Origin of the sequence: Natronocella acetinitrilica (assembly GCF_024170285.1) — a bacterium.
Taxonomy (GTDB): domain Bacteria; phylum Pseudomonadota; class Gammaproteobacteria; order Nitrococcales; family Aquisalimonadaceae; genus Natronocella; species Natronocella acetinitrilica.
The window spans coordinates 405,008-426,262 of sequence record NZ_JALJXV010000003.1 but is presented as its reverse complement, the minus strand read 5'-3'; the positions used below and the strand labels follow the sequence as shown (position 1 = coordinate 426,262).

General features: G+C 67.5%; 23 protein-coding genes. 19 read left to right on the top strand and 4 right to left on the bottom strand.

Features of this window, described 5'->3' with window-relative positions:
• Positions 1–103: 103 nt before the first annotated feature.
• Genes J2T57_RS08390 through J2T57_RS08370 form a run of 5 tightly spaced genes read left to right on the top strand, consistent with a single transcriptional unit; the run spans position 104 to position 3,571 of the window.
• Entirely contained in the window at positions 104–589 is a 486-nt protein-coding gene (locus J2T57_RS08390) for a GspH/FimT family pseudopilin (protein ID WP_253476656.1), read from the top strand.
• Positions 582–1,070 carry a type IV pilus modification protein PilV gene (gene pilV / locus J2T57_RS08385; protein WP_253476653.1) on the top strand — a complete coding sequence of 163 codons (489 nt, stop codon included), beginning with the start codon at positions 582–584 and terminating at the stop codon, positions 1,068–1,070. The genes J2T57_RS08390 and pilV overlap by 8 nt, the downstream gene beginning before the upstream one ends.
• Before the next feature lies 1 nt (position 1,071).
• Positions 1,072–1,746 carry a prepilin-type N-terminal cleavage/methylation domain-containing protein gene (locus J2T57_RS08380; protein ID WP_253476651.1) on the top strand — a complete coding sequence of 225 codons (675 nt, stop codon included), beginning with the start codon at positions 1,072–1,074 and terminating at the stop codon, positions 1,744–1,746.
• Between the two features lie 3 nt (positions 1,747–1,749).
• Entirely contained in the window at positions 1,750–3,123 is a 1,374-nt protein-coding gene (locus J2T57_RS08375; RefSeq protein WP_253476649.1) for a pilus assembly PilX family protein, read from the top strand.
• Between the two features lie 55 nt (positions 3,124–3,178).
• Positions 3,179–3,571 carry a hypothetical protein gene (locus J2T57_RS08370; RefSeq protein ID WP_253476647.1) on the top strand — a complete coding sequence of 131 codons (393 nt, stop codon included), beginning with the start codon at positions 3,179–3,181 and terminating at the stop codon, positions 3,569–3,571.
• A gap of 14 nt (positions 3,572–3,585) precedes the next feature.
• Here J2T57_RS08370 and J2T57_RS08365 read toward each other — a convergent pair whose 3' ends face one another.
• Positions 3,586–4,059 (bottom strand): hypothetical protein, encoded by a 474-nt coding sequence (locus J2T57_RS08365; protein ID WP_253476645.1) that lies wholly within the window; start codon positions 4,057–4,059, stop codon positions 3,586–3,588.
• 109 nt (positions 4,060–4,168) lie between these two features.
• Between J2T57_RS08365 and J2T57_RS08360 the strand changes: the two genes are divergently transcribed.
• From J2T57_RS08360 to J2T57_RS08350, 3 genes are all read left to right on the top strand, one after another.
• Entirely contained in the window at positions 4,169–4,432 is a 264-nt protein-coding gene (locus J2T57_RS08360; RefSeq protein WP_253476643.1) for a hypothetical protein, read from the top strand.
• Positions 4,433–4,552: 120 nt separating this feature from the next.
• Entirely contained in the window at positions 4,553–4,963 is a 411-nt protein-coding gene (locus tag J2T57_RS08355; protein ID WP_253476641.1) for a hypothetical protein, read from the top strand.
• A gap of 107 nt (positions 4,964–5,070) precedes the next feature.
• Positions 5,071–5,598: a hypothetical protein gene (locus tag J2T57_RS08350; RefSeq protein ID WP_253476639.1), complete on the top strand. Its 528-nt coding sequence runs from the start codon at positions 5,071–5,073 to the stop codon at positions 5,596–5,598.
• On the opposite strand, the gene J2T57_RS08345 is transcribed toward J2T57_RS08350, so the two are convergent.
• Positions 5,591–6,130: a PH domain-containing protein gene (locus tag J2T57_RS08345; protein WP_253476637.1), complete on the bottom strand. Its 540-nt coding sequence runs from the start codon at positions 6,128–6,130 to the stop codon at positions 5,591–5,593. The genes J2T57_RS08350 and J2T57_RS08345 overlap by 8 nt on opposite strands.
• Before the next feature lie 143 nt (positions 6,131–6,273).
• On the opposite strand from J2T57_RS08345, the gene J2T57_RS08340 reads away from it, so the two are divergent.
• Complete coding sequence (locus tag J2T57_RS08340) at positions 6,274–8,682, top strand: hypothetical protein (protein ID WP_253476635.1); 2,409 nt, start codon at positions 6,274–6,276, stop codon at positions 8,680–8,682.
• A gap of 26 nt (positions 8,683–8,708) precedes the next feature.
• Here J2T57_RS08340 and J2T57_RS08335 read toward each other — a convergent pair whose 3' ends face one another.
• Entirely contained in the window at positions 8,709–9,662 is a 954-nt protein-coding gene (locus J2T57_RS08335) for a hypothetical protein (protein WP_253476634.1), read from the bottom strand.
• A gap of 115 nt (positions 9,663–9,777) precedes the next feature.
• On the opposite strand from J2T57_RS08335, the gene J2T57_RS08330 reads away from it, so the two are divergent.
• The 10 genes from J2T57_RS08330 to J2T57_RS22185 all read left to right on the top strand — a co-directional run bounded on the left by J2T57_RS08330 (position 9,778) and on the right by J2T57_RS22185 (position 20,617).
• Positions 9,778–10,473, top strand: coding sequence for a hypothetical protein (locus J2T57_RS08330; RefSeq protein ID WP_253476632.1), 696 nt, complete (start codon positions 9,778–9,780; stop codon positions 10,471–10,473).
• Positions 10,474–10,558: 85 nt separating this feature from the next.
• The gene (locus J2T57_RS08325) at positions 10,559–13,084 is read left to right on the top strand and encodes an ATP-binding protein (protein ID WP_253476629.1); all 2,526 of its coding nucleotides are present in this window, start codon (positions 10,559–10,561) and stop codon (positions 13,082–13,084) included.
• 204 nt (positions 13,085–13,288) lie between these two features.
• Positions 13,289–14,503, top strand: coding sequence for a hypothetical protein (locus tag J2T57_RS08320; RefSeq protein WP_253476628.1), 1,215 nt, complete (start codon positions 13,289–13,291; stop codon positions 14,501–14,503).
• Positions 14,504–14,588: 85 nt separating this feature from the next.
• A complete protein-coding gene (locus J2T57_RS08315) occupies positions 14,589–14,834 on the top strand; it encodes a hypothetical protein (RefSeq protein ID WP_253476626.1) in 246 nt (81 codons plus the stop codon).
• 376 nt (positions 14,835–15,210) lie between these two features.
• On the top strand, positions 15,211–15,441 hold the full coding sequence (locus tag J2T57_RS08310; protein WP_253476624.1) for a hypothetical protein: 231 nt from the start codon (positions 15,211–15,213) through the stop codon (positions 15,439–15,441).
• A 139-nt stretch (positions 15,442–15,580) separates the two neighbouring features.
• Positions 15,581–16,903 carry a DEAD/DEAH box helicase gene (locus J2T57_RS08305; RefSeq protein ID WP_253476622.1) on the top strand — a complete coding sequence of 441 codons (1,323 nt, stop codon included), beginning with the start codon at positions 15,581–15,583 and terminating at the stop codon, positions 16,901–16,903.
• A gap of 109 nt (positions 16,904–17,012) precedes the next feature.
• Entirely contained in the window at positions 17,013–18,203 is a 1,191-nt protein-coding gene (locus J2T57_RS08300; protein ID WP_253476620.1) for a hypothetical protein, read from the top strand.
• Between the two features lie 123 nt (positions 18,204–18,326).
• Positions 18,327–19,403 (top strand): hypothetical protein, encoded by a 1,077-nt coding sequence (locus tag J2T57_RS08295; RefSeq protein WP_253476618.1) that lies wholly within the window; start codon positions 18,327–18,329, stop codon positions 19,401–19,403.
• Positions 19,404–19,461: 58 nt separating this feature from the next.
• Positions 19,462–20,175, top strand: a complete 714-nt coding sequence (locus J2T57_RS08290; RefSeq protein WP_253476616.1) for a hypothetical protein — start codon at positions 19,462–19,464, stop codon at positions 20,173–20,175.
• Positions 20,176–20,482: 307 nt separating this feature from the next.
• The gene (locus J2T57_RS22185) at positions 20,483–20,617 is read left to right on the top strand and encodes a hypothetical protein (protein ID WP_301289227.1); all 135 of its coding nucleotides are present in this window, start codon (positions 20,483–20,485) and stop codon (positions 20,615–20,617) included.
• Between the two features lie 114 nt (positions 20,618–20,731).
• Here J2T57_RS22185 and J2T57_RS08285 read toward each other — a convergent pair whose 3' ends face one another.
• Complete coding sequence (locus J2T57_RS08285) at positions 20,732–21,115, bottom strand: hypothetical protein (RefSeq protein ID WP_253476614.1); 384 nt, start codon at positions 21,113–21,115, stop codon at positions 20,732–20,734.
• Between the last annotated feature and the right edge of the window lie 140 nt (positions 21,116–21,255).

Below are 21,255 nucleotides of genomic sequence, written 5' to 3'. Positions count from 1 at the left end.
TGCGGCGGGGCGGCGCCTGGCGTCAGCCTCCTTATTTAAATTGACACCTATTAAATATTTCTGCATGCTTCACGCTATCGCACACCGCCCTGGAGGGTCCATCATGCGCGCTCGCGCCCACCACCACCTGCACCGCTCGCGGGGCTTTAGCCTTGCAGAGCTGCTGGTCGCCACGGCCATTGTCTCGGTGCTCGCCGGCATCGGCGTGCCGACCTTCCAGCACCTCTCCACCCAGAGCCGCCTGACCGGCACCGCCAACGAGTTGCTGGTGGCGCTCGCCACGGCGCGCGCCGAGGCGGTCTCATTGCGTGTGCCGACCACCCTTGCGCTTGACTCCGATGCCGCAACGGGCGCGGTCTCCGCCTGGTCGCTTGGCGAGCGCGACTGGCTGGCAGCGCGCGATGTGCGCGTCTACTCGGCGCGAAGCGAGGTCGGCTTTGCCACCGATGGCACGGCGACGCCGGCTGAGTTCATCATCTGCTTTCGTGACCGGCCCCATCACCGCCTGGTGCGCGTCTCGCTGATCGGCCGCGCCGAGGTTGATCCGCGCGGCGAAGGACCCTGCCCGGTGGGGGGCTCCGATGTCTGAGCGGCGCGCGCGGGGCTTTACGCTGATCGAGGTGCTGGTCGCGCTTGTCATTGTCAGCATCGCGCTGCTCGGGCTTGCAAGCCTCCAGCTGCGCACCACGCAGCATGCGTACGCGAGCTATCAGGCGAGCATGGCGAGTGTGCTTGCCCGTGACATCGAGGTGCGGGTGCGCCTGAACGCAGCCGCCGGTGGTCACTACGCGATCACCGCAATCGAGACGCGCGCCGGCCAGGGAGAGCCCGGCTGTCTTGCCGAGGGCTGCCCGCCCGCAGCGCTTGCCCGGCATGACCTCGCCGTCTGGGCGCGCGCCCTGACCGAGGCCCTGGGTCGTGGCGCGAGCGCCTCGCTTGCGCGCAGCGAGGAGGTGATCGGTGGCCGCTCGCTCGCCCGCTACACGCTTGAGATCAGCTGGCCCGAGCGCCTTCAGGACGGCGCGCCGGTCACCTTTCGCTACCAATTCGCAACACCCTGGAGAGATTGAGATGAGCAAGCGCCGCATGCATGGCTTTACCCTGGTCGAGCTGATGGTCGCTCTCCTGCTCGCGACCCTGGTCGTTGCCGCCGCCGCCTCGCTCTTCATGGTGGTCAGCCGCGCCGACACCGACCAGCGCTTTCTCCAGAACCGCTCGGAGGCCGCGCTGTTCATCGGCACGTTCCTCACCGAGCGCCTGATGCCGTTTGGTGCCGCGGGCGAGGCGTGTGGTGCCGAGGGGCTCGTCGTCTCCGCCGAGGGCGCCGAGCGCCTTCGCGTGGACCTTCAGTACTGCGTGCCTGGCGAAAGCGCCCCGGAGACGCGCAGCGTGTCGCTGCCAACACACGGAGCAAGTGGCCCGATCCGCTATCATGGCAGCGAGGCGTCCCTTGCCGGCGCTGGCGAGGCGAACGATCCTGGCAGCTGGCCGGTGCTGTTTGACAGCGTGGACGGCCCGGAGTTGAGCGTGCTCGTTCGAAGCGCCAATGGCGGGCTGCGCGAGCGCGTGCTCGCTGCCGGGCACAGCCTCAATGATCCGGCAGTGGTCGCGCTTCGGCTTCGCTACGGCGTCAATGACCGGGGCCGTCTCGCCGATGCGGGCGCCCGCACGCTTGTCATCACACAAACCTTTCCGCTTGCCCCGGGCGCTATCGCCCGCCACGCCGATCCTGAGAGCGAGGACTAGTCCATGGTGCAGCCAAAGTCCTGTTCGATACCCCGGTGCGAGCGCGGTGCCGCACTCCTGGTGTCGCTGATGCTCCTCGCCGTGCTGAGCCTCATCGTCACCACGGCCGCCAGCCGGGCGATTCACCAGGAGCGGATGGCCGGTCAGTTCCGCTTCCAGATCGAGGCGGCGATGGCGGCCGACGCCGCGCTGCTCGAGGCCGCCTGGCGGCTGCACGGCATCGGTGCCGCGGGGCTCGATGGCGAGGTCTGCGGGGCGCTGATCGATGGACCAATCGGTAACGGCGCCACCCACGCCCGCGCCCGCTACCTGGCAACCACACTTGCTGGCAATGCAGCGGCGCTCAGCGCCTGCCTCGATGCCACGGACCCGAGCTTTGCCGGTGCCGACAGTGCAGCCAGGGAGGTCGCTCGCGAGGCGGTTGCCGTGCGCATCCGCCAGGCAGCAGACGCCTGCAATGGGGCAAGCCGCTGCTACCTGCTCCTCGCCGAGGGGCGCGTGCATGCCGGGCGCAGCAGCGAGGGGGATCTGCTCGCCCGCGCGCTCGCCGAGCTTGTGGTGAGTGCCGAGGACGCCGCCCCCTCGCTTGCCTCGGCGGTGACCTGCTTTGGCATGTCCGGCGGTGCCTGCTCGGTCTACGTCGGCGGCTCGCCGGACTCCGTTGATGGCCGTGACTATCATCTGCCCGACGCCTTTGATTGCAGAGGCAGCGGCTGTCGCACCGCGGTGCGTGAGGGCGGTGCGCACGCGCCCGGCGTGCAGATCGTCGGCGAGGGTGGCGTCTACGGTGAGGGCGAGAGCGGTGGTGGTGGGGGCGATGGCTGTGTTGCCGGCCACCATGTCACGGGCTGTCCGCAGGCGGTGAGCCACATCGATGGCGCCGCCGCCGAGGCGCTCTTTGGCGACTACCAGGCGTTCTGGGGCGATCTCCAGGGCGCCATGGGCGAGGCGGTCTATCGCGACAGCGCGCTCAGGACGGGTGATTTCGGCACCCGCGACAACCCGCAGTTCACGGTGCTCGGCGATGGGGCGACGATCAACGGCAATGCCTCCGGCGCCGGCGTGCTGGTGGTGGGCCCTGGCGTGCGCTTCTCCGGCACCATGAGCTTTGAGGGCATCGTCCTCGTGCTGCCCTGGGCGAGTCTGTCCACCGGCAACTCGACCATCTACGGCAGCGTGATCGGCCTTGGCGGCGAGGTGGACACCTCGGTGACCGTCGAGGGCAACGGCGAGCTTCGCTACAGTGTCGAGGCGATCGAGCGCGCACTGGAGGCCTTCGGGGTTGATCGCGCCGACACCCCCTTCGCCGATCCTGCCACGCCCGAGGGGAGCGGCAGCGGCCTGACGCCAGTCTTCTGGTCGGGCAACGGCGGCTAGTGCGCTTGACTTCATTGGTGGTTTATTATATTATTCAATCAATAAATCACAAGGCATGCCCGATGCAGATCGCACCGACAGGGGTGGCACCATGACGGATTACATCGCGCAGTACGAGAACCCTCGGTTTCGCTTTGAGCGCGAGGAGTCCGAGCGGCTCGCGGCGTCGCTCGCTGATGGCGCCTGCATCGAGGACGGCGTCATGCGCTGGGAGAGCAACAATAACGTGGTGCCGGAGGATGTGGCGCGCTTTGCCGCCTATCTCGGCCACCCCATCGACCTCGACGCGAGCCGTGCCGCGCGCGATGCTGATCTCAAGGTGCTGCTCGAGGCCTATCGTCGCGCAGCGCCGCACGACAGCGCCGAGGCGCGCTTTGAGCGCCGGGCCGCCTTCGGGCCGGGTGTCGAGGTGGTCGATGTGCTAAGCGGCAGGCGCTACCGGACCTAGCGCCTGCCCTGCCCTCAGGGCTCCAGAGCGTCCGGCTTCTCGAATCCGCCGCGCGCGAAGGCGGGCAAGCCCGGCTCAAAGGGCTTCCAGCCGCGCTTCGCCGCACGCTCGAAGGCCGCCAGGAACTCGCCGATCTCGCGCGCAGCCTTGCGATCATCGGGGCTGACAGCCTCGGCGTCGATCGCCTCCAGGCAGGAGAACTCGTGCCAGCTGTGGTCATCGTCGCTCACCACATACTTGCCAGGCCCCAGGTCGTCGGGGAAGGTCTCCTCGTCGTCAGGATCGTAGTCGGCCTCCGCGCTCCAGAGAAAGACCTCGGGCACGCCGACCTGCGAGGCGATGAAATACTCGCCGTCATCGAGCGTCTTCCTGAGCCGCTCCTCGATCGCCTCGACATCGGCATCGCCCTGGGCGCGCAGCAGCACCTCGCCGGCGTTCTTGTAGTTGCTTGCATCGCGATACAGGTAGCTGAAGCGCAGCAGTGCCATGACAGATCCTCTTGTTGCAGGGAAAGGCATTCCAGCCTTGACAATTAATATAGCGTTTATATAATAACACAAACAGACAACATTAGGGGGTCCCGAGATGATACTCGGCATGTCGCGTCCGTTTTTCGCCTTCACCATCGCAACGCTTGCCTGGGTGGCCATGCTTGAGGTCATCGTGCGCTTCTCGATCGAAGCGCACCCCGTGCCGGCGGCTCTTGCCTGGCCCGGGCTTGTCGCCGCAGCGCTCCTCCTCGCCAGGGCGACTCGCCCGCGCACGGTGGCGGACCCGGCGCAGGTCGCACTCGCAGCACTCCCCGCCAGTGATGGTGAGGAGGAGATCGATGAGGCCGCGTTCGATGAGGGCGGATCCTGAGCCTGGCCAGGGCATGGCCAGGGCATAGCCAGAGCGCCGGGGTGTGCGCTGCGTCGCACCTCGGCTGCGTCTCCCACGCTAGACTCACGCCTCTGACACCGGCTTTTGAGGAGAGACCCCATGCGAGCACTGATGACACGTCCTGCCCTGGCCCTCGCCCTTGGCGCTGCCCTGCTGGCCCCCCAGGCGGCGTCTGCCGCGGTCTTTGAGGTGGGCTGCAACGCGGTGCTTGAGATGCACACCGTCAAGCAGGCAAGCGCTCCGCATGTGGCAAACCTCTACGCCGAGCACCCCCGGGGCTGCGCCGGGGAGATCGCCCTTGAATCGCTCCCCAACGAGCGGCGCGCAAGCTTCGTCGATGCGGTGATCGATGCGATCGAGCCGCCTGCCTGCCCGGCCGGCAGCCGTGCGCTTGGCGTTCGCACCGGCGGGGTCGAGGACATCAGCGAGGTGGTCAGCAGTGTCAACTTCCGCCGCGCCTACACGCTCAGCATCCGCCAGCTCTGCGCACTCGAGGGCGCGGCCGACTAGGCGGCGCCTGCGCATCGATGGCGGCGGCAGCGCCGCCGCGCTGCCCTGTGCTGACCCGGCAGGCGCCGTTTCCTATATAATAGGGAAAATAAAGCGAGGACACCGACATGCTGCCTGCTACACCCGCCCTGCCCGCCGCCGATGCGTCCAGTCCGGCGCTCGCCGCCTTTGCCGGGATCCGTGCGCGCGGCGAGGACTTCCTTCATGGGCGCTGCCATGTGCTCGCCATTGCCCTTGCCGGCATGACCCGCCGGCCGATCCGTGCCATGGTCGACATCGACATCGCCTCTGGCGTGCCGGTGCTGACCCATGCCTATATCGCCTGGGATGAGGAGCGCGGGCTTGATGCCGGAGGGCTTCGTCCGATCAGCGAGATCGAGGCGGAGTTCGCCTCCGCCGCACTCGACCCGGAGACCATCGAGGCCAACCCTGCGGTGCTGCGCGAGTTCGGCGAGGGCTCGAGTGCCGCGGTGATCGACCCCCGGGACTGGGCGCGGGCCTGCGCGCTTGGCAATGCGCTGATCAGCGTCATTCGCGATCATGGCCTTGATGGCCGCGGCCCTGGCGTGCCGGCGACCCTGGCGCCGGTTCGCCTCCGCACGCTTGCAAGCGCAGGCGAACCCTCTCCTAGCTGACGTCGATCTCCCGAACGCCCCGGCGGTTGCGGTTGTGCTCAACGAGCCGGCGCAGCGCATCGGCGAGGCGCTCGGGGTCCCTTATCGCCACAAAGCGCACCACCGGGCGGTTGCGATCCGAGGTCTCAACGCTGAGCGTGCCAAGCCCCACCAGGCGCAGCAACAGCGGGCGCTCGACGCGATAATCCTTCACCCGGTAGAGCTCCACCTGGTTGTGGATGATGTTGAGCACCCCGGTGCGCTTCTGGATGCGCTCGGTGGTGAGCGCATAGCGCGTCATCGCGACCACCAGATACTGCCAGATGGCGAGAAACACCGGCGCGGTCGCCGCTGCCGTGATGAGCGCGTAGTAGGCGACCCCCTGCGGGTCGAGCAGCACATCAAGCACCCGCGTGCCCATTGTGATCGCGAGCGTGAAGATCGGCAGCACCACCAGGTAGTGCATCAGGTTGATCCACTGCGAGGGCGTCGCCTGCCAGATGAACCGCTCGCCTCGCCTCCCCGCCTGAGCCCTCTCCTGTCGTGCCGCCATGTAACTCTCCGCGAATGTTTTCTATAGAATACCAGTAATTAATGAAGAAGTCGGCTTGACTTCTTTTATATAAAACATATAATAAATAATATTGTGCCGGGCGCGGCTTCTGCCCGGATTGCTCGCCCAGAGGGAGTCTCCCCATGCGTCTTGATGCCGCCACCGAAGAATTCGTCAGCTCCCGCGCGCTCAACGGCGCGCAGTACTCCATCCACTGGAACGCGAAGGCCGCCACGGTGCTCTCGCACCTGATCTACTCCGATCACCGCATCATCGAGGCGGTCATTCGCGAGATTACCTGCAATGCGGCGGACGCGCACGTGGCGGCCGGCCGGGGCGATCAGCCGGTCACCGTGGAGCTCCCCACAGCGCTCTCGCCGGCGTTTGTCGTGCGCGACCAGGGCGTTGGCCTTGATCATGCGAGCGCGCTTGCCCTTTTCAGCGGCTATTTCGCCTCGCTGAGCGAGCAGAGCACTGCGGCCACCGGGCACTTCGGCCTTGGTGCCAAGTCGCCCTATGCCTACCAGGATCAGTTCACCATCCGCACGGTGAAGGACGCCGAGGCCTGCACCTTCCACGCCTACAAGGACGCGGAGAATCGGCCCTGCCTTGAGACGCTCAGCCGCGAGGCGGTAGACGAGCCCGACGGCGTCTGTGTGAGCATCCCGGTCGATCACGACGACATCGAGCGCTTTCGCCGTGTCGCCGCCGCGGTCTTTCTCTCCTTTCGCGTGCGCCCAATGGTGAGCGACCCCGAGGTGGCCGAGCAGATCGCGCAGTGGGATGCCGCCCACGCCAGCGCATCGCAGCTTGCCGGCGCGGGCTGGCGGATCGCGCCGCTCGCCCGCAAGATCGGTGGCGAGACGCTCACGCCGCCCGCGAGTGAGCAGGGCAACCGCGTGGTGCTTGGCGATGTCAGCTACCCGCTCGACCTGGAGGCGCTGGCCGCGGTTGCCGGCGTGTCCTTCACCCGCCTGCGCCTTGATCCCGCGCGGGTGCGCGACCTGACCCTGGTGCTTGATATCGGCCGCGAGGCGATCGCGCTCCACCCCTCCCGGGAGAGTATTCAGTACACCGAGGCAACCTGCCGTCTCCTGGTCTCGCGCCTTCGCGCCATGCTCGATGAGATCCGCGCGGGCGTGCGCGATCGGCTTGGCCCTGGCGCAAGCGCCTGGCAGATCCGCTGCCACCTCGGCGGATCGCTCGCGTACCCATCCTGGCTGCTCGAGGCGTTCGGCGTCCGCTGGGATCGGCAGATCGCGCTCGGTGCTGATGCCGCCCGCGCGCTGCTCGACCTTGCCCGCCTCTACGTGGCCGACTCCGGCGATGACGGCAAGACCACCCTGGTCTGGCCGCGACGGCTCAGCGGCCGCCAACCCAAGCTGTCCGACTCCCTTGGCGTCAGCTACCATCCTGGCGTGCGTCTCTTCGTCGTCGATGCGGGTGCGGCCCCGCGGGCTGCCATCGGCGCGTACCTGCGCGAGGAGGCAAGGCGCACTGGCGTGCCGACCCGCGGGATCGTGATGCGCCTGTCGGTCGGGCAGGATGACCCGGGCTTTGCCGCGGCGGTGCATCAGCTGCGCCGTGCCCTTGGCAAGCCCGAGGTGATTCGCACCAGCACGCTCAGTGCGCCCGGAGCGGCGACAGAGCGTCCGGCGGACTGCCTCGATCAGCTCTCGGTGGTCCGCGATGACGACCCAGGCTTCGACTGGCGTGGCAGCCTGCGCGGTGATCTCGCCCCGGTGTGCGGCACGCTCGCGCCAGAGGCGCTCGCCGCCGGCGCCCCGGCGCTGCCGCTCTTTGAGTGCAACCGCTGGCACCTGGCCCACCTCCCCGGCAGCGCCGAGGCGCTGCCTGGCATTGAGCCCGCGCAGTGCGCGCGGATCATCGCCGCCCTCTTTCCCGACACCCCGGTGGTGACCGTGCGCCCCGCATCACGCGCTCTCGTGCACGACCACCCGGTGCTCGTGCCTGCCGCCCGCTGGCTTGCCGAGCGCCTTGCGTCCATGGGCTCATCGGGGGCGGCGTGTCGGGCACTCCAGAAGCGGCTTTATCGCCGCTGTCGTGCCGAGATCATCAATGACGCGCTCGTGCCGCGCCTCGAGGCGCTCATCCCCCGGCAGGCGGATGGCGATGCGCTCTCGGCGGGCGCCCTTGCCCTGCTGGGCGACCCCGAGGGGGTGCCGGCCCCGCTTCGCGCGCTCCTTGCCGCCCTGCCGCGGCTCTCTGCCTATTACGCGCGCTACTGCGGCAGCGCTCGCGGCTATCAGTATGGCTATGGGTCGCGGGCCGAAGGGCGGGTGGCACAGGCGCTCTCCGACGCCCTGGTGGCGGTGCTTTCGCTGCCCGCCCACGCGCGGTTGCGCGCGCAGACACTCGCTCCGGGCGAGCGGTGCGCGGCGCGACTTCGCACGCGCCTGCTTGGCGCACTCGATGCCTTCGAGGCTGCCTACCCGCTTCTTGCCGGCAACCCCGGTCTGCTCCGCTGGCTTGAGCGCGACCCGGGTGCTGTGCGCGAGTACCTGGCGCTCAAGAACACGACCCCGGCGTAGGCCGGGGTCGCAGCACGCGGCAGCACTCAGGGCGCGGGGGTGGCGTCCATTGCCCGGACCCTGGCGGCGATCTCCTTGATCCGCCCTGCAAGGGCCGTGGCATAGGCGTCGGTGCGCTCCAGGCTCTCCTCGCCAGGGCCTCGGCTGTAGCGGCGGCGCGCGATGGTGACCGCGTCCTCGCCAATGCGCCCAGCCGTCTCTGCGGCGCTGAAGTTGCCAAGGGCGTGGTGCTTCAGGTGGTAGTCGATCATGCCGCCAAAAAGGCGTGCCGCCCGGGCGCTGTCCGAGGCCACGAGCTTCTCGCGGAAGAGCGGCATCAAAATGGCCTCCGAGGCCTCGAAATCAAGCCCCTCGGCGCGGTGCGCGGCACGCGTCGCCTTGTGCTCGGCGTTGATTGTATCGGCCTGCCCGGCCTTCGCCGCTGCCTCCCCGGCCACGCGATCGGCCTCGGCGTGGAGCTCGGCGAGTGCCGGGTCGATGTCGCTTGCCGAGACCTCCAGGCGCTTGGCGTCATCGCCCGCTGCCTCCCGGCTCAGGACGTTGAGCAGCGCATTGGGGCTGCCGCTTGCGAAGGCGGAGAGGATCTTGCGGTCGCGATCGCTTGCCACCGGCAGCAGATCGGCGTCGAGGCGCAGCGCGCGCTGGTTGGTCGTCGCACCGAGCTCGGCACAGAGACTGGCGTAGAGCTCAACGGGTGCGAGCGAGTACGGCGTAAAAGTCCCATAGTCGGGATCAAGCGAGGGGGTGGGCAGGAGGCTTGCCAGGCGCATGAAGCGCGTCGGTGAGGGGCGCTTGTCGACCCAGATGGCGCCGGCGCGCTCGGCGCGCTCGATCAGCCCCTCGGGTGTTCTCTCCGGGTTGCGCTCATCAATGCTCCCCTCGATGCGCCGCGACGCGCTGCGGTCCGGCGTCATCAGGTACTCGGTGAAGGTCTGTCCGTGGGGATGGATGACGAGGAGATACGGACGGTCGGCCGCCATGACTGCCTCCAGGGCGTGATGTTCAGATAATAAATATTTTACCATAAAATAATACAACGGCTGCCCCTCGGTGCTATCATGGAGGCTCGCCCGCACACCCGACGGAGTCCCTCGCATGATCGCCTACCACGGCTCCCCAAGGCGCTTCGCGCGCTTCGACCCGGCCTTCATCGGCAGTGGCGACGGGCTTGCCTGTCGCGGCCACGGCTTTAACGTGACGCTTGATTTCGCGGTCGCCGCCTACTACGCCACCCAGGCCCGGGATGAGGCCTTTGTCTACCAGGTGAGCGTGCCGGAAAAAGACGAGCTGCTCTGCCTCGATGCGCCGATCGACAGCGCGCCGGCGCTCGTCGCCGCACTGCACCGCGCCCTTGGCATTGACCCCGAGGCGGTCTTCGACGCTGCCGCCGAGGACGAGGCGATCTCCATGAGCTATCCCGATGAGCGCGCGCTCGCGATGCTTGGGCGCGTGCTTGTCAGCCGCACCGATGAGAGCGCCTGGGGGGAGCTTGCCGAGTGGTCGCCTGGTTACGACTGGGCGGCGCTTCGCGCAACACTCGAGCGCCACGCGATCGACTTCGACGCCGAGTGCAACACACTCGGTGAACTCTGCGCGGCGGCGCTTGAGCGCCTCGGCTCACCGGGTGCCGTCAACGCCTGGCTCGGCGCGGCCGGCTACCGCGGTACCTACGGCGATGAGCCGCTCAGCGAGGACCCCGATCGGGCAGTCAGTGCGGTCATCTTCGACGCCGGCGACATCACCATCGTCCGGCGCCATGCGGCCAGCGCAGAGGCCGCGCTCTCGCCCTGATCCCCACGCCTCGGGCCTCCCGAAAGCGATTGACTTTTATTATATAACACGTATAATAAATGTTAATTCATCGGGAGATCACGGCATGCGTATAGCGAAGGATCTGGGCGAGATTCGCCACTCCGGCAACATCCACGGCGAGGAGTACACCATCGCGGTCAATGCCGATTCGGTCGCCGTGCTCTCCTCGAAGATCTACTCCCAGCATCGCATCCCGGAGGCCGTGTTGCGGGAGGTTGCCTGCAACGCTATGGACTCCCACATTGCCGCGGGCAAGGCGGATCAGCCGATCTTTGTACAGCTGCCAAGCCCCTTCTCCCCGGTGCTGCGGGTGCGCGATGAGGGCCTCGGCCTTGGCGCCGAGGAGGCGCGTGCGCTCTTTGGCAGCTACTTCGTCTCGCTGACGCGCGAGAGCGAGGCGGGCACCGGGCACTTCGGCCTTGGCTCGAAGTCACCGTTCGCCTACGCCGCTCAGTTCACCGTGATTGCCGTCAAGGACGGCGTCGAGGTGACCTTCCAGGCCTATCTCAATGAGCGCGGCGTGCCGGCGATCACCGAGGTGGGGCGGAGCGCCTCGCCAGCGGCGAACGGCGTCACGGTGGAGATCCCGGTGCAGGTCGAGGATATGGAGTCCTTCGTGCGGGCGGCGGTGCGGGTCTTCCAGCCCTTCGCCGTGCGCCCTGAGATCGATCACGAGGCCTACCAGACGCTCATGGCGGAGGCGGATGCGCACGCCGCTCGCGTGCTGATCGCAGACGGTCCGGGCTACCGCTTGTCGCGCGCGCGCCCGCAGGTCACGGTCGGTGGCGAGAGGCAGCACTACCTCAATCACGACGGTGGCAACACCGTGGTGCTCGGCAATGTGAGCTATCCGCTTGATTTCGAGGTGCTCGCAGAGAAGCGCCCGGACCTCGCGCAGGCAATCGGCTTCCCGCCCGCCAACATTCACAACATGCGCCTCGATCTCGAGATCACTGCGGAGGCGGTGGAGATGGACCCCGCGCGGGAGAACCTCCAGTACTCGCCGCGCACCTGCGAGGTGCTGGTGCGCCGGGTGATCGCCGTGCTCGATGACTACCGCAAGCGCAACCGCCAGCGCTTTGCCACCATGAGCGACTGGGATCGCACGGTGGCGGCGAACGACACCTTCCGCGAGGCGCTCTCCTGGCACGCCCGCGTGCTCGACCTGCCTCGTGATGGCTCGATCGCCGTGGATCGCGGCGTGCTCGCAGACCGGGTTCGGGCCGGCGGCTCGATTCGCCTCTACGGCGTGGGCGTCGATGAGCGCAACAGCAATACCTTTGGCATGACCCGGGTGGCGCCTGGTGGGTCGGGGAAGAACAGGCTTCGCCATGTCCATCCGGACACCCGCACGCTGGTCGTATTGGATAATGGTGGGGGTGCCGTGCGCCGCGCCGTGCGCCATGCGCTCAGGGAGCGGTCGGTGGCAGGCGGGGGCGATCCGAGGCACTACCGTGCGCTGGTGCTGCGCCCGGAGGTCGGTGTCAGCGATCCGCGCTTCGAGGATCTGGCTCGCGAGATGATCACGGCACTTGGCAGCCCCGAGGTCGTGCGCTCGCGCGATCTCTGCAAGGCGCTGCCCGAGGAGTCCCGCGCGTCGGTCGCCCCCCGCAACGAGCGCTTGCGCGCGGCGCTGCGCGTCTTCGCGCCAGGCGCAAGCGCGCCCAGGTCGCTCTATGGCAGGCGGGAGCAGGCGTCGGAGTCCCTTGATGCGCTTCTCAGCGGCGAGAAGCAGATGGCGCTCTTCCACCTCTCGCGCAGGACGCTTGTCTTTGCCGGTGCGCCTGGGAGTGAAGTGGCGCAAGTGCTCGGCGCGCTCGATGCCGAGGCAGTGTACGATCTCCTGGTTCGGCTTGGTCACCGCGATAATATCGTCTGCGTGAACGTCTCCGACGCCGCGCTTGCGAGCCAGGCGGCGGGGCTTATCGACGCGCGGGAGTTTCTCGCCAACGCCTTGCGCAAGATTGGCGGGCTCGATGACGCCGAGCGCGGCGCACTGACGCGCCTCGCCTTGCGCGCGATCCGCCGGCGCGATGCCCAGTCGGTCTGCCGCACAAGGGCCGCAGCCTGCCCCTGGGTCGACTTCACGCGCCCCAGCCATGCCCGCGGCTGGGCGCACGTCGAGGCGGTCTACCGCAGCGCCTTCGGTGCCCTGCCAGAGCCGCTGGCAGGCAATGTCGCGCGGGCAAGTGCCAGCGGCGCTGCTGCGTCGCGTGCGGAGGCCGCACTTGATCGTGCCCGCCGCGGGGCAGCACCGCAGGTACGCGTGCTGGCAGGCCCGCTGGTGCGCGCGCTTGAATTGGTGGCGCAGGGCGCTGATGGGGTTGCGGACACCGAGGCCCTGGTCGCACTCTGCCCGGCCGTGATCGGCCCGATTGCAGCGCGTGCGGCGCGGTGCAGCGTCGCTGCCGGGCCGGGGGTCGACCTCGCCGAGGCCCTCCCCTCCCTCACCCTGGAGAGCTTTCGCGCACTCCTCACCTCTGCGCCCGAGCGACTCGCGCGACTCCTCTACATGGAGGCCTTGATCGGGGCCGAGGTGGATCAGGAGATCGCCGCGGCCGGGGATCGGATCAGCATTCTGCCGAATTAATTGACTTTAATTTAATAGATCGTTATACTTGTAAAGTCAAGGCCCCGTTCGCGCGCGTCGCGCCGGGGCCGGATACGCCACCAGGCAACAGCCCGGGTGGTGATGCCGGCGGATAGCGCCGGTCGCGCCGGCGCAGGGACTGCGAACGCGCAATGATTGCGGGCTGTGGCGATGTCGCCGCCGCTCAATTGGAGACAACCGGAGATGAGTCAGTCCAACCCGAGTACCAATTTCACCAGCTGGTGCGTGCGCACCAGCGAGTCCACCTTCTGGGAGATCAGTGGTGGTGCGCGGGAGGGTGCCGGGGGGTCGATCCTGGCCGCCCACGCCGTCCTCGTCGAGGGCGTCTACCCGGCCGAGGCGGCGCGCAACCATGGGGTCAGTCGCCAGGCGGTGGATATCGCCCTGGGGCGCTTTCTTGATCGTGCGGCCCGCGAGGGCGTCTTGGTTGACTACACGCTGCGCCTTGGCGGGCGTGCCCCGGCCGCGCTCGCCCGTGCCTTCGGGGTGTCGCTTGCCGCCTGCCGCCATCTGCCAACCGAACACCTGCCCGAGACGCTGGTTGCCCTGCATGATCTTGAGGCCTGTCGCGGTGCGATCTGCGACGCCGAGTCGCTGCTGCTCGCGATGCCCCGCGCCCATGAGCGCCTGGATCTTGTCGCCGATGCGCTCGGCGGGCTCGATGTGGGCGCGCTTGCCGTGCGCCAGCATGCGCTGCTTGCCGAGATGGCGCTGGTGAGCCGCGTTGGCTACATCAGCTTCCGCGCCCCGGCGATGACCGCGGCCGACATCAAGCTTCGGCTTCGCGGCGTGCCGGCACGCGCGATCAAGGTGCGCGGGCCGCGCCGGCATAGTCCCGGCACCCGTATTGTCATGCGCTATGACATCCGCCTCGGCGAGGCGGTGGTGGCCGAGTATGCGCAGCTGATGGGGCTCTCGCGCTTTGGCGTCGAGGCGCTCTGCGGCGCGCTCGGTGATGAGGAGTCCGGGCCGACCGCCGATCTTTGGCGGGCGCGCACGCTGCTTCGCCGCTACGCCTGCGTGGACCCTTCCCGGGTGTCGCAGACCGTGCGGGTCGCCCCTGCTGATGCCGATGCCTTCGTCGCGGCCGAGACGGCTGCGGGCAGTGTTGTCTTCAGTCACCGCTATGGCGGCGAGGTGTACGATCCGAAGACTGTGCTGAGCGCGCTGAAGACGCTACCCAAGCGCGGCGGCAAGATGCCCCGCTCGGCGGCCCCGGCGGTGGATGTGCTCGCCGGCGGCCACGCCTACAGCGAGGCGGGAGAGACCCACGGGGTGATGCGCCGGGCGATCGAGATGTTTGTCGATCGGCTGCGGGCCACGCTCGAGGAGCGCGGCGCGCCCACCTACCGGCTCTTCGAGGTGCGCCGGGCGCAACCACTGAGGGAGGCTGCCTGAGGGCAGCCCCTGTCACCAGACGCCGGCGCGCCTTGCGCCGGCGCTTTGCCTTGTGGGCACGCCCCGCAAGAGAGGGTGCAAGACCATGAACGATGACCAGGATCCAGGTGCCGTGCGCCTGCGTGAGGATAGCGCGCAGGATGCGCAGGACACGCAGCTCATTGCCAATGTGCTACGCAACATGCCGATTGCCTGTCCCGCCGCGCCAGGTGACACCAGGCCGTTCTGGTGGCGAGTGAGCCGGCTCTTTGCGATTGGCTCAACCCGCACCCAGGCGCTTTGCCTGCGTTTTGGCATCGATCCGGAGACAGGCCGTCCCCGCGAGGGCTGATCCTCGCGTGGGGCAGCGCCCTGTCCGCTTCGATGTCCGCTTGATTCTGCCCCGCCAGGTGGCCTGGAGATTCGCGCTTGGCGTTTTGCCGCCGACCTGGTGGCCACTACCATGGCCGCCTCCTCGCGCCTGCCTGGAGGGCCTCTGCCCGCGGAGCGCCCGGCGTGTCCGGCAGGCTTCTTATTATTTTATGGCATATAAAATAAGCGTCATTCAAGGCACGCCCTGCCCGCGCCGCCTGGCGCCGTCGCTGCCGCGATCCCGGGTGCAGAAATAAATGTTGACAATTAATTGAAGCGTTATTATATTGTCGCCTGACCTGACAAGCCCGGCCGTGGGGTCGGGATGATCAATGACCCGTTATGAGGAGTGCAACATGAGAAGCATCGACGATCACGCCAGTGAGCTTGAGCAGTTTGACCGCGACCTGGCGCTGTCCCGGCGCAAGCCCGAGGGCCCGAAGGCGATGGGTGCCTGCCTGTACTGCCTGGAGCCGCTTGATACCGAGCGTCGCTGGTGCGATGCCGACTGCCGCGATCACTGGGAGTGCGAGGAGCAGGAGAGCGCGCAGCGCGAGCGCATGCGCCGCGCCTCCATGGTGGCCTGAGTCCCACCACGGGCTGCCACCCGCCGTCTCGCCGTCAAAAGCGCCCGGGTATCGTGCCCGGGTGCGGCATCCGTTGCTTGACTTTTTAAATAATTCATGGCATAATAAAGGCTCAATCAGACAGTCGGAGTCACTGCCCATGTCGAGCCTTGCGCTGATCGAGTCTGCCGGTGAGAAGACCCCCCGCGACTACCAGGAGCGATCCGTCGAGGCGGTCTGTCGCTACCTGCGCGAGGGCTTTCGCCGCATTCTGGTGAAGCAGCCGACCGGCACCGGCAAGACCTTTACCTCCAAGCTCCTGATGCTCTCGGTGGGGCTTCGCGAGGCGCTCGGCATCGAGGCCTCGGCGGAGCGTCGGCTGCGGGTGCTGTTCATCTCCCACCGCGCCCGGCTGAACCGCCAGGCCGCCGCCGAGTACGCCGGTCTTGCCTCGGTTGAGCTCATTACGCAGAGCGCTTTCGCCGATATCCCCCCCGCCGTGCTTGAGGCGGGATGGGACGTGACGCTGATCGATGAGGCGCATCACGAGGCGATGATGTCGATGCAGCTTTTGCTCGACCGCCTGGTGCACACGCCGATCATCGGCCTGACCGCCGATGATGACCGGGGTGATGGCTTCCTCGTGAAATTCGAGCGGGTGGTGGTGCCGATCAGCGAGCGTGAGGCCGCGCGCCGTGGCTTTATTGAGCGCGCCGGTGTCAACACCGTGCTCGACCATGGCGGCAGCGACAAGAGTGCCCTTGCCATCGCGCTGGTGCGCGAATACCACCGGCACATGGGCAACACCATTGTCTTTTTCCGCACCGAGGCGGAGTGTCAGCGCCTTGCCGGGGAAATGCGCTCGCTTGGCCTGAGCCATGCGGTGCTGACCAGCGAGGTCGACGAGGCGGGCATGGACGCAGCGCTTGAGCGGCTTGCGAGCGGCGAGATCCAGTTCCTGCTGAACTGCATGCGTATCGGCGAGGGCATCGACTGTCGCAACGTCACCGACGTGTTGCTGATGCGCCAGTTCGCAAGCCGTGCCGAGAAAAAGCAGTTCATCGGGCGGGCGATCCGTAACGACAGTCCCTGCGCGGCCTGGGAGCTTCAGAACCCCATCATCGACTCGGTTGCCGCCAAGGACTGTGTCGGGATGACCAAATACGAGCGGCTGATCTACCTGCGCGACGGGCGCTGGCACGAGACGCTTCTGAGCGGCGAGGATGCCACCTGGGGGCAGATGGCGCATCTTCGTGAGCGCCCGGATCAGCCGCGCCCCGAGGCCTGCGACGACGTGCCCTGCCGCTTGCGCAGGATCGGTGGTGGTGCGCTCAGCGCCACGGCGGCAGGCATCAACACCAATACCGACCCGATGGAGAGCGTCATCCGTGCCGCGCGCAGCCTCGAGCGCGCCGACCAACTCTCGCTCTTCGGCGAGGCGGACACCGACACCGACCACCAGGGCGGGCGGATCGCCGCCTGAGCACCTTGCGCCAACTCCCCGGCAGGCGAGCAACCCTGCCTGCCGGGATTGACTTCTAATTCATTTCCTGTATAATAAAAGACATTCCCCGGCAGTGGAGTCAGCCCCCATGCTCGTCTTCGATCTCTCTTTGATGCGCGCCGTTCACGTCTTTATCACCAAGGTCACGCAGGACTTCGTCTATGTGACCAGTGCCGCCGATGGCGCGCCCTATGCCCCTGCCGGCAGCGAGCCGGGGAGCCACCATGGCCTGCCGGTGAGCCGGGTGCGGATTCCCCCAACGGTGGCCCAGGACTTCTCGCGCTATAACCCGGTGCGTGAGTTCGTTGCGCCGCGTCTTGCCTCGCTCAACTACTACGGCGATCACATCGTCTCGCTGGAGTTGCAGCACTTCGATCTGGAGGCGCAGTGCTTTGCGCCGCCCGAGTCCTGGCAGGGCATGTACGAGAGCCGCATCAATACGCTTGGCGCACTGATCGGCAGCCACACGGCCTACATCAACGGCCTTGAGATCATCTGGCAGGATGAGCGCGATGACGGCGAGGGCTACGCGCTCGGTGGCTCCGGTCGCCTCTCGCTGGTCCCGGTGCGCGGGGTTCGCCTCGATCACCTGGCGACCACGGCGCGCCAGCGTTACTTCGCCAAGATGGTATCCCGCCGCATGACGGGTGCGCGGGGCGCAGGCGCTCGCAGGCGCAGCGCGGGTGCGCCTGCGAGCGAGCGCGCCACCCAGGTCTCCGCCATCGAGGCGGAGGTCGTGCCGCTTGAGCATGGCCGGGTGCTTGCCTATACGGCGGCACCGGGGATCACCGTCTTCTCCCCGCTCCTCCAGCGCTCGAAGTCTGAGATCGCTGGCGGCAATCCGGCCTCGGGCACCGACCAGGTGAAGGCCGTCTTCGCGCTCTCATCAGGCGACGACCCCTGCTACCCCAACATCGAGTTCGTGCTCCACGCCGCACGCACCGTGGGCGCGCTCTACGGCCACGAGGCGGCGGACTTTCTCGACATCCCACGGGTGATCGAGCAGACCGGCGAGGTCAACCTGAAGTCGATTGCCCGCAGCAGTCGCCTGTCGGTGCCGGTCGCCCATCTGCCGATGCTCGACTGCCTTGCGTGGGTGTTCGGCCACGTCCACCGCGAGCGCGACCTTGACGCGCAGCGGGCGCTCTCGCGGATGTTCCGCTTCATCCTGCGACAGGGCATGGTCCGCGCCTCGCAGGTCGCCGCTCCGCGCCGTGCCGGGGCCGAGGATGCCGCGCTGCCGATGGTGCGCTACCAGGCGCGCCCGGTTGCGGCCTGAGCCGTCGCGAAGTGCCTGCCGCAGGTCGCGGCAGGCACGCGAGAAAGACAGAAAGTGATTGACTTTTTATTTATAACCAGTATAATAATAACTGTTCCCCGTCGCGAAAAGAGAGCCACCCCCATGCGCTTTGAACTGATTCGCAAGGCCCGTGTCAGCGCCTCCCGTGTCCTCGCCGAGTCCGGCGAGCCGTGCCTGCACATCGTCATCGATGGTCGCATCGAGCACACCTTCGGTGAGCGCTCGCGGGAGACCGCACGGCTCTACGCGATGGACCTTGCCACCATTGAGCGGGTGTTCACCGGTGGTACCTACTTCATCTACGAGGGTGCGCTGGTGGACTACCAGCTTGGCGACTATCGCGGCTTCATCCACAGCGAGGAGGCCATCGACACGCTGGCAGGCCTCATTGGTGTCGAGACGCCCGGCAGGGGCGCACGGCGCGCCGTGAACGGGCTTGTGAACCGCACCTTCTCGCGGCACACCAACGGCTTTTTCCTTGGTGGTCCGGCTGACGAGTTCGCGCTCGACATCCCCGCGCTTGGCGGTGATGCGGGTCGCTTCAGCAATCGCCTGTACCTGCGCTGGTCGCCGTTTTCCGAGCGGGTGCAGACCGCGCTGCACGTCGAGCGCCTGATCTGCCTGAACGGCATGGTGGGCATGGCCGAGGCGATCAGCTACGAGACGCCGATTGTCAGCGGCTGGCAGGAAAATCTCGATGTCGCGATGACGCGGCTCAAGCCGCAGATCAACGAGACGCTGGAGTCGCGTTTCCTTGAAATGAACGAGGTTCGCGCCTCGGTCCGCGATGTGCTCGCCGCCGATGATCTGCTCGCGCGGCGCATCCGCGAGGCGAGCGCGAGCGATGACCTCGCCGCCGCCGATCTGCTGGTGCGCCTGCGCGATCACGTCGACCCGCGCCGCCACCTGGCTGCCTATTATGGCGAGTCGGTCTTCAGCGACCGCAGGCTTGCCGAGAAGGCCCCGGCCCACACCAGCCTCTACGATGTCTTCAACATCGTCACCGAGGCGGTGAGCCACAGTGTCGATGCCGGTGGCGAGAACGCCAACGATGCGGCGTTGAACGCCCTTGCCAACCGGCTGGTGTTTGACTCCATGAACGCCAAGCACGTGAGCGCCTCGGTGCCGCGCTCGCAGGACTCCGACCCCGAGCGTGCCTTCTTCGGCAAGCGCGACTAGACGACCAGATAGGCGCACGGCATCCCGCCGTGCGCCCCGACCGACGGAGATGCGCCCCATGGATAACCTGCCCCGCAAGCTTGAGTCGCTGAGTGCGCTGTCCGTCGCGCTCGACGCTGGCATCGTCTGCCTGGTGGACGACACCGGGGAGGGGGTGCGCTACGCGAACCTGACCCGCGCGCCTGCGCTCCTCCAGGGCCTCGCCGGCGTCAGCGCTGATGGCCTTTCGCCTGTCGATGAGCACACCTCGCCGGCGAGCGCGATCCACGCCTATGATCTCGTGCGCGGTGACGTGGTGGCGCTTGAGGCGACCCTCTTTCACGGCCTTGCCGTCGCCGTCGCGCGCGTTGGCGAGCGCCCCGAGGAGGTCATGCCGCGCAAGCTCGGCGATGCGGATGCGACCGTGGTCTCGGTCGATGGGGGTCATCCGGCGCGGCTTTTGATCGACACCGGTCACGCCGAGCGCCCCTATCTCTACCTGATCGAGCACGGTGACATGGTGCGCACCGTGCAGGTCGATGCCGAAGGCCGCGATGGCGCTGGCATCCGCCAGGTGCGCGTGGTGCAGACCACCCCCGACAAGGTGGTGGGCCATGGCCTGCTCTACCTCTGCGAGCAGGCCGCGCCGATTTTCGTCGCCGAGGATGTCGCCGCAGGACTTGGCAGGGTCGAGGGCGAGATAAAGGCGGTCTGCCTGCCCGTCTCCCACGTGGTCTGCTTTGGGGGCGAGCGCTCCATTATCGTTGATGAAACCCTGGGAGGTGGCGCATGAGCGCGGTCGCAATCGAGTTCGGTATTGAGGAGCAGGGCGAGGGCGTGAAGAGCGTGGTGGCGCGCCTTGAAAACCCGCTCGGCGTGCCCGAGTCCCACGCCGCCATGCGCTTTGCGCGCCTGGGTGTGCGGCTCTGCCAGGAGCTTCTTGACGCAATGGCCCTCGATGGCCCGGTTCACCGGGACTGCCAGGGGCGTCCATCGGCTTCTACCCGCAGGGCGTCAGCCCGCTCGATGACGAAGCGGATGATGAGACGGACACTTGCGCCGCCGAGCCGACCCTGGATGACTACGAACGCGCCCCGCGTGTGCTCTCGCTCTCGCTTGATGTGCGCGGCGCGGATCGGCGCATCGGCGGACTTGCAAGCCCAGGCGTGGTGCTCGCCCAGGAGGTCTACGCCCTCCTTGAGGAGGCGATCAGGCGCTCAACGCTGCCCGCTTGAGCGCGGCAGCGGACAAGCCCCGCAAGCATCGACTGCGGGGGTTGATCCCGAGACGACGACAGCAACATCGGCCCTTAATCCTGCATCACTGGAGCGCGCAGGGCATGGTGCGGGTCACGACTCCGCTGTCGGGGTCATCAGGCGCAGGGTCTCGCGGAGTGCCCCCGGGGCGTTGGCGCGCACGCCAACCCCGAGCAGGTAGCCGAGCTCGACCAGCGTGACCAGGGTGCCGATCGGATCCTCGGACTCCCGGGCCTTATCGGGCAGCGCGCCGGGGCGCAGGTAGTCTGGCAGCGTCACGCCGGAGCGCTCGATCTCCCCTCGCATTGCCTGCATGAGCTCGTCGCGGAATGTAACGCGCTTTAGCTCCATCGCGAGAAGCTTGTCGATGGTAGCGAGGCAACTCGGGCTGCCGTGGCGCTCGGGGTTGACCCCCGGTGCGCTTCTCTCCGCCAGGCGCTCACGCAGCCGTGCACTTGCTTCGACGTTCATCTCCATGGGGCGAGAGCCTCCTGTTGCGGGCAGCCGACAGCATCTGCCACCCGGGTTTTGAGTATGGTATATTAATTACCACTTAATTAAAACAAACCCTGTGGGACATGCTGATGGCTGACGACCAGGACGGGAGCGGACATCGC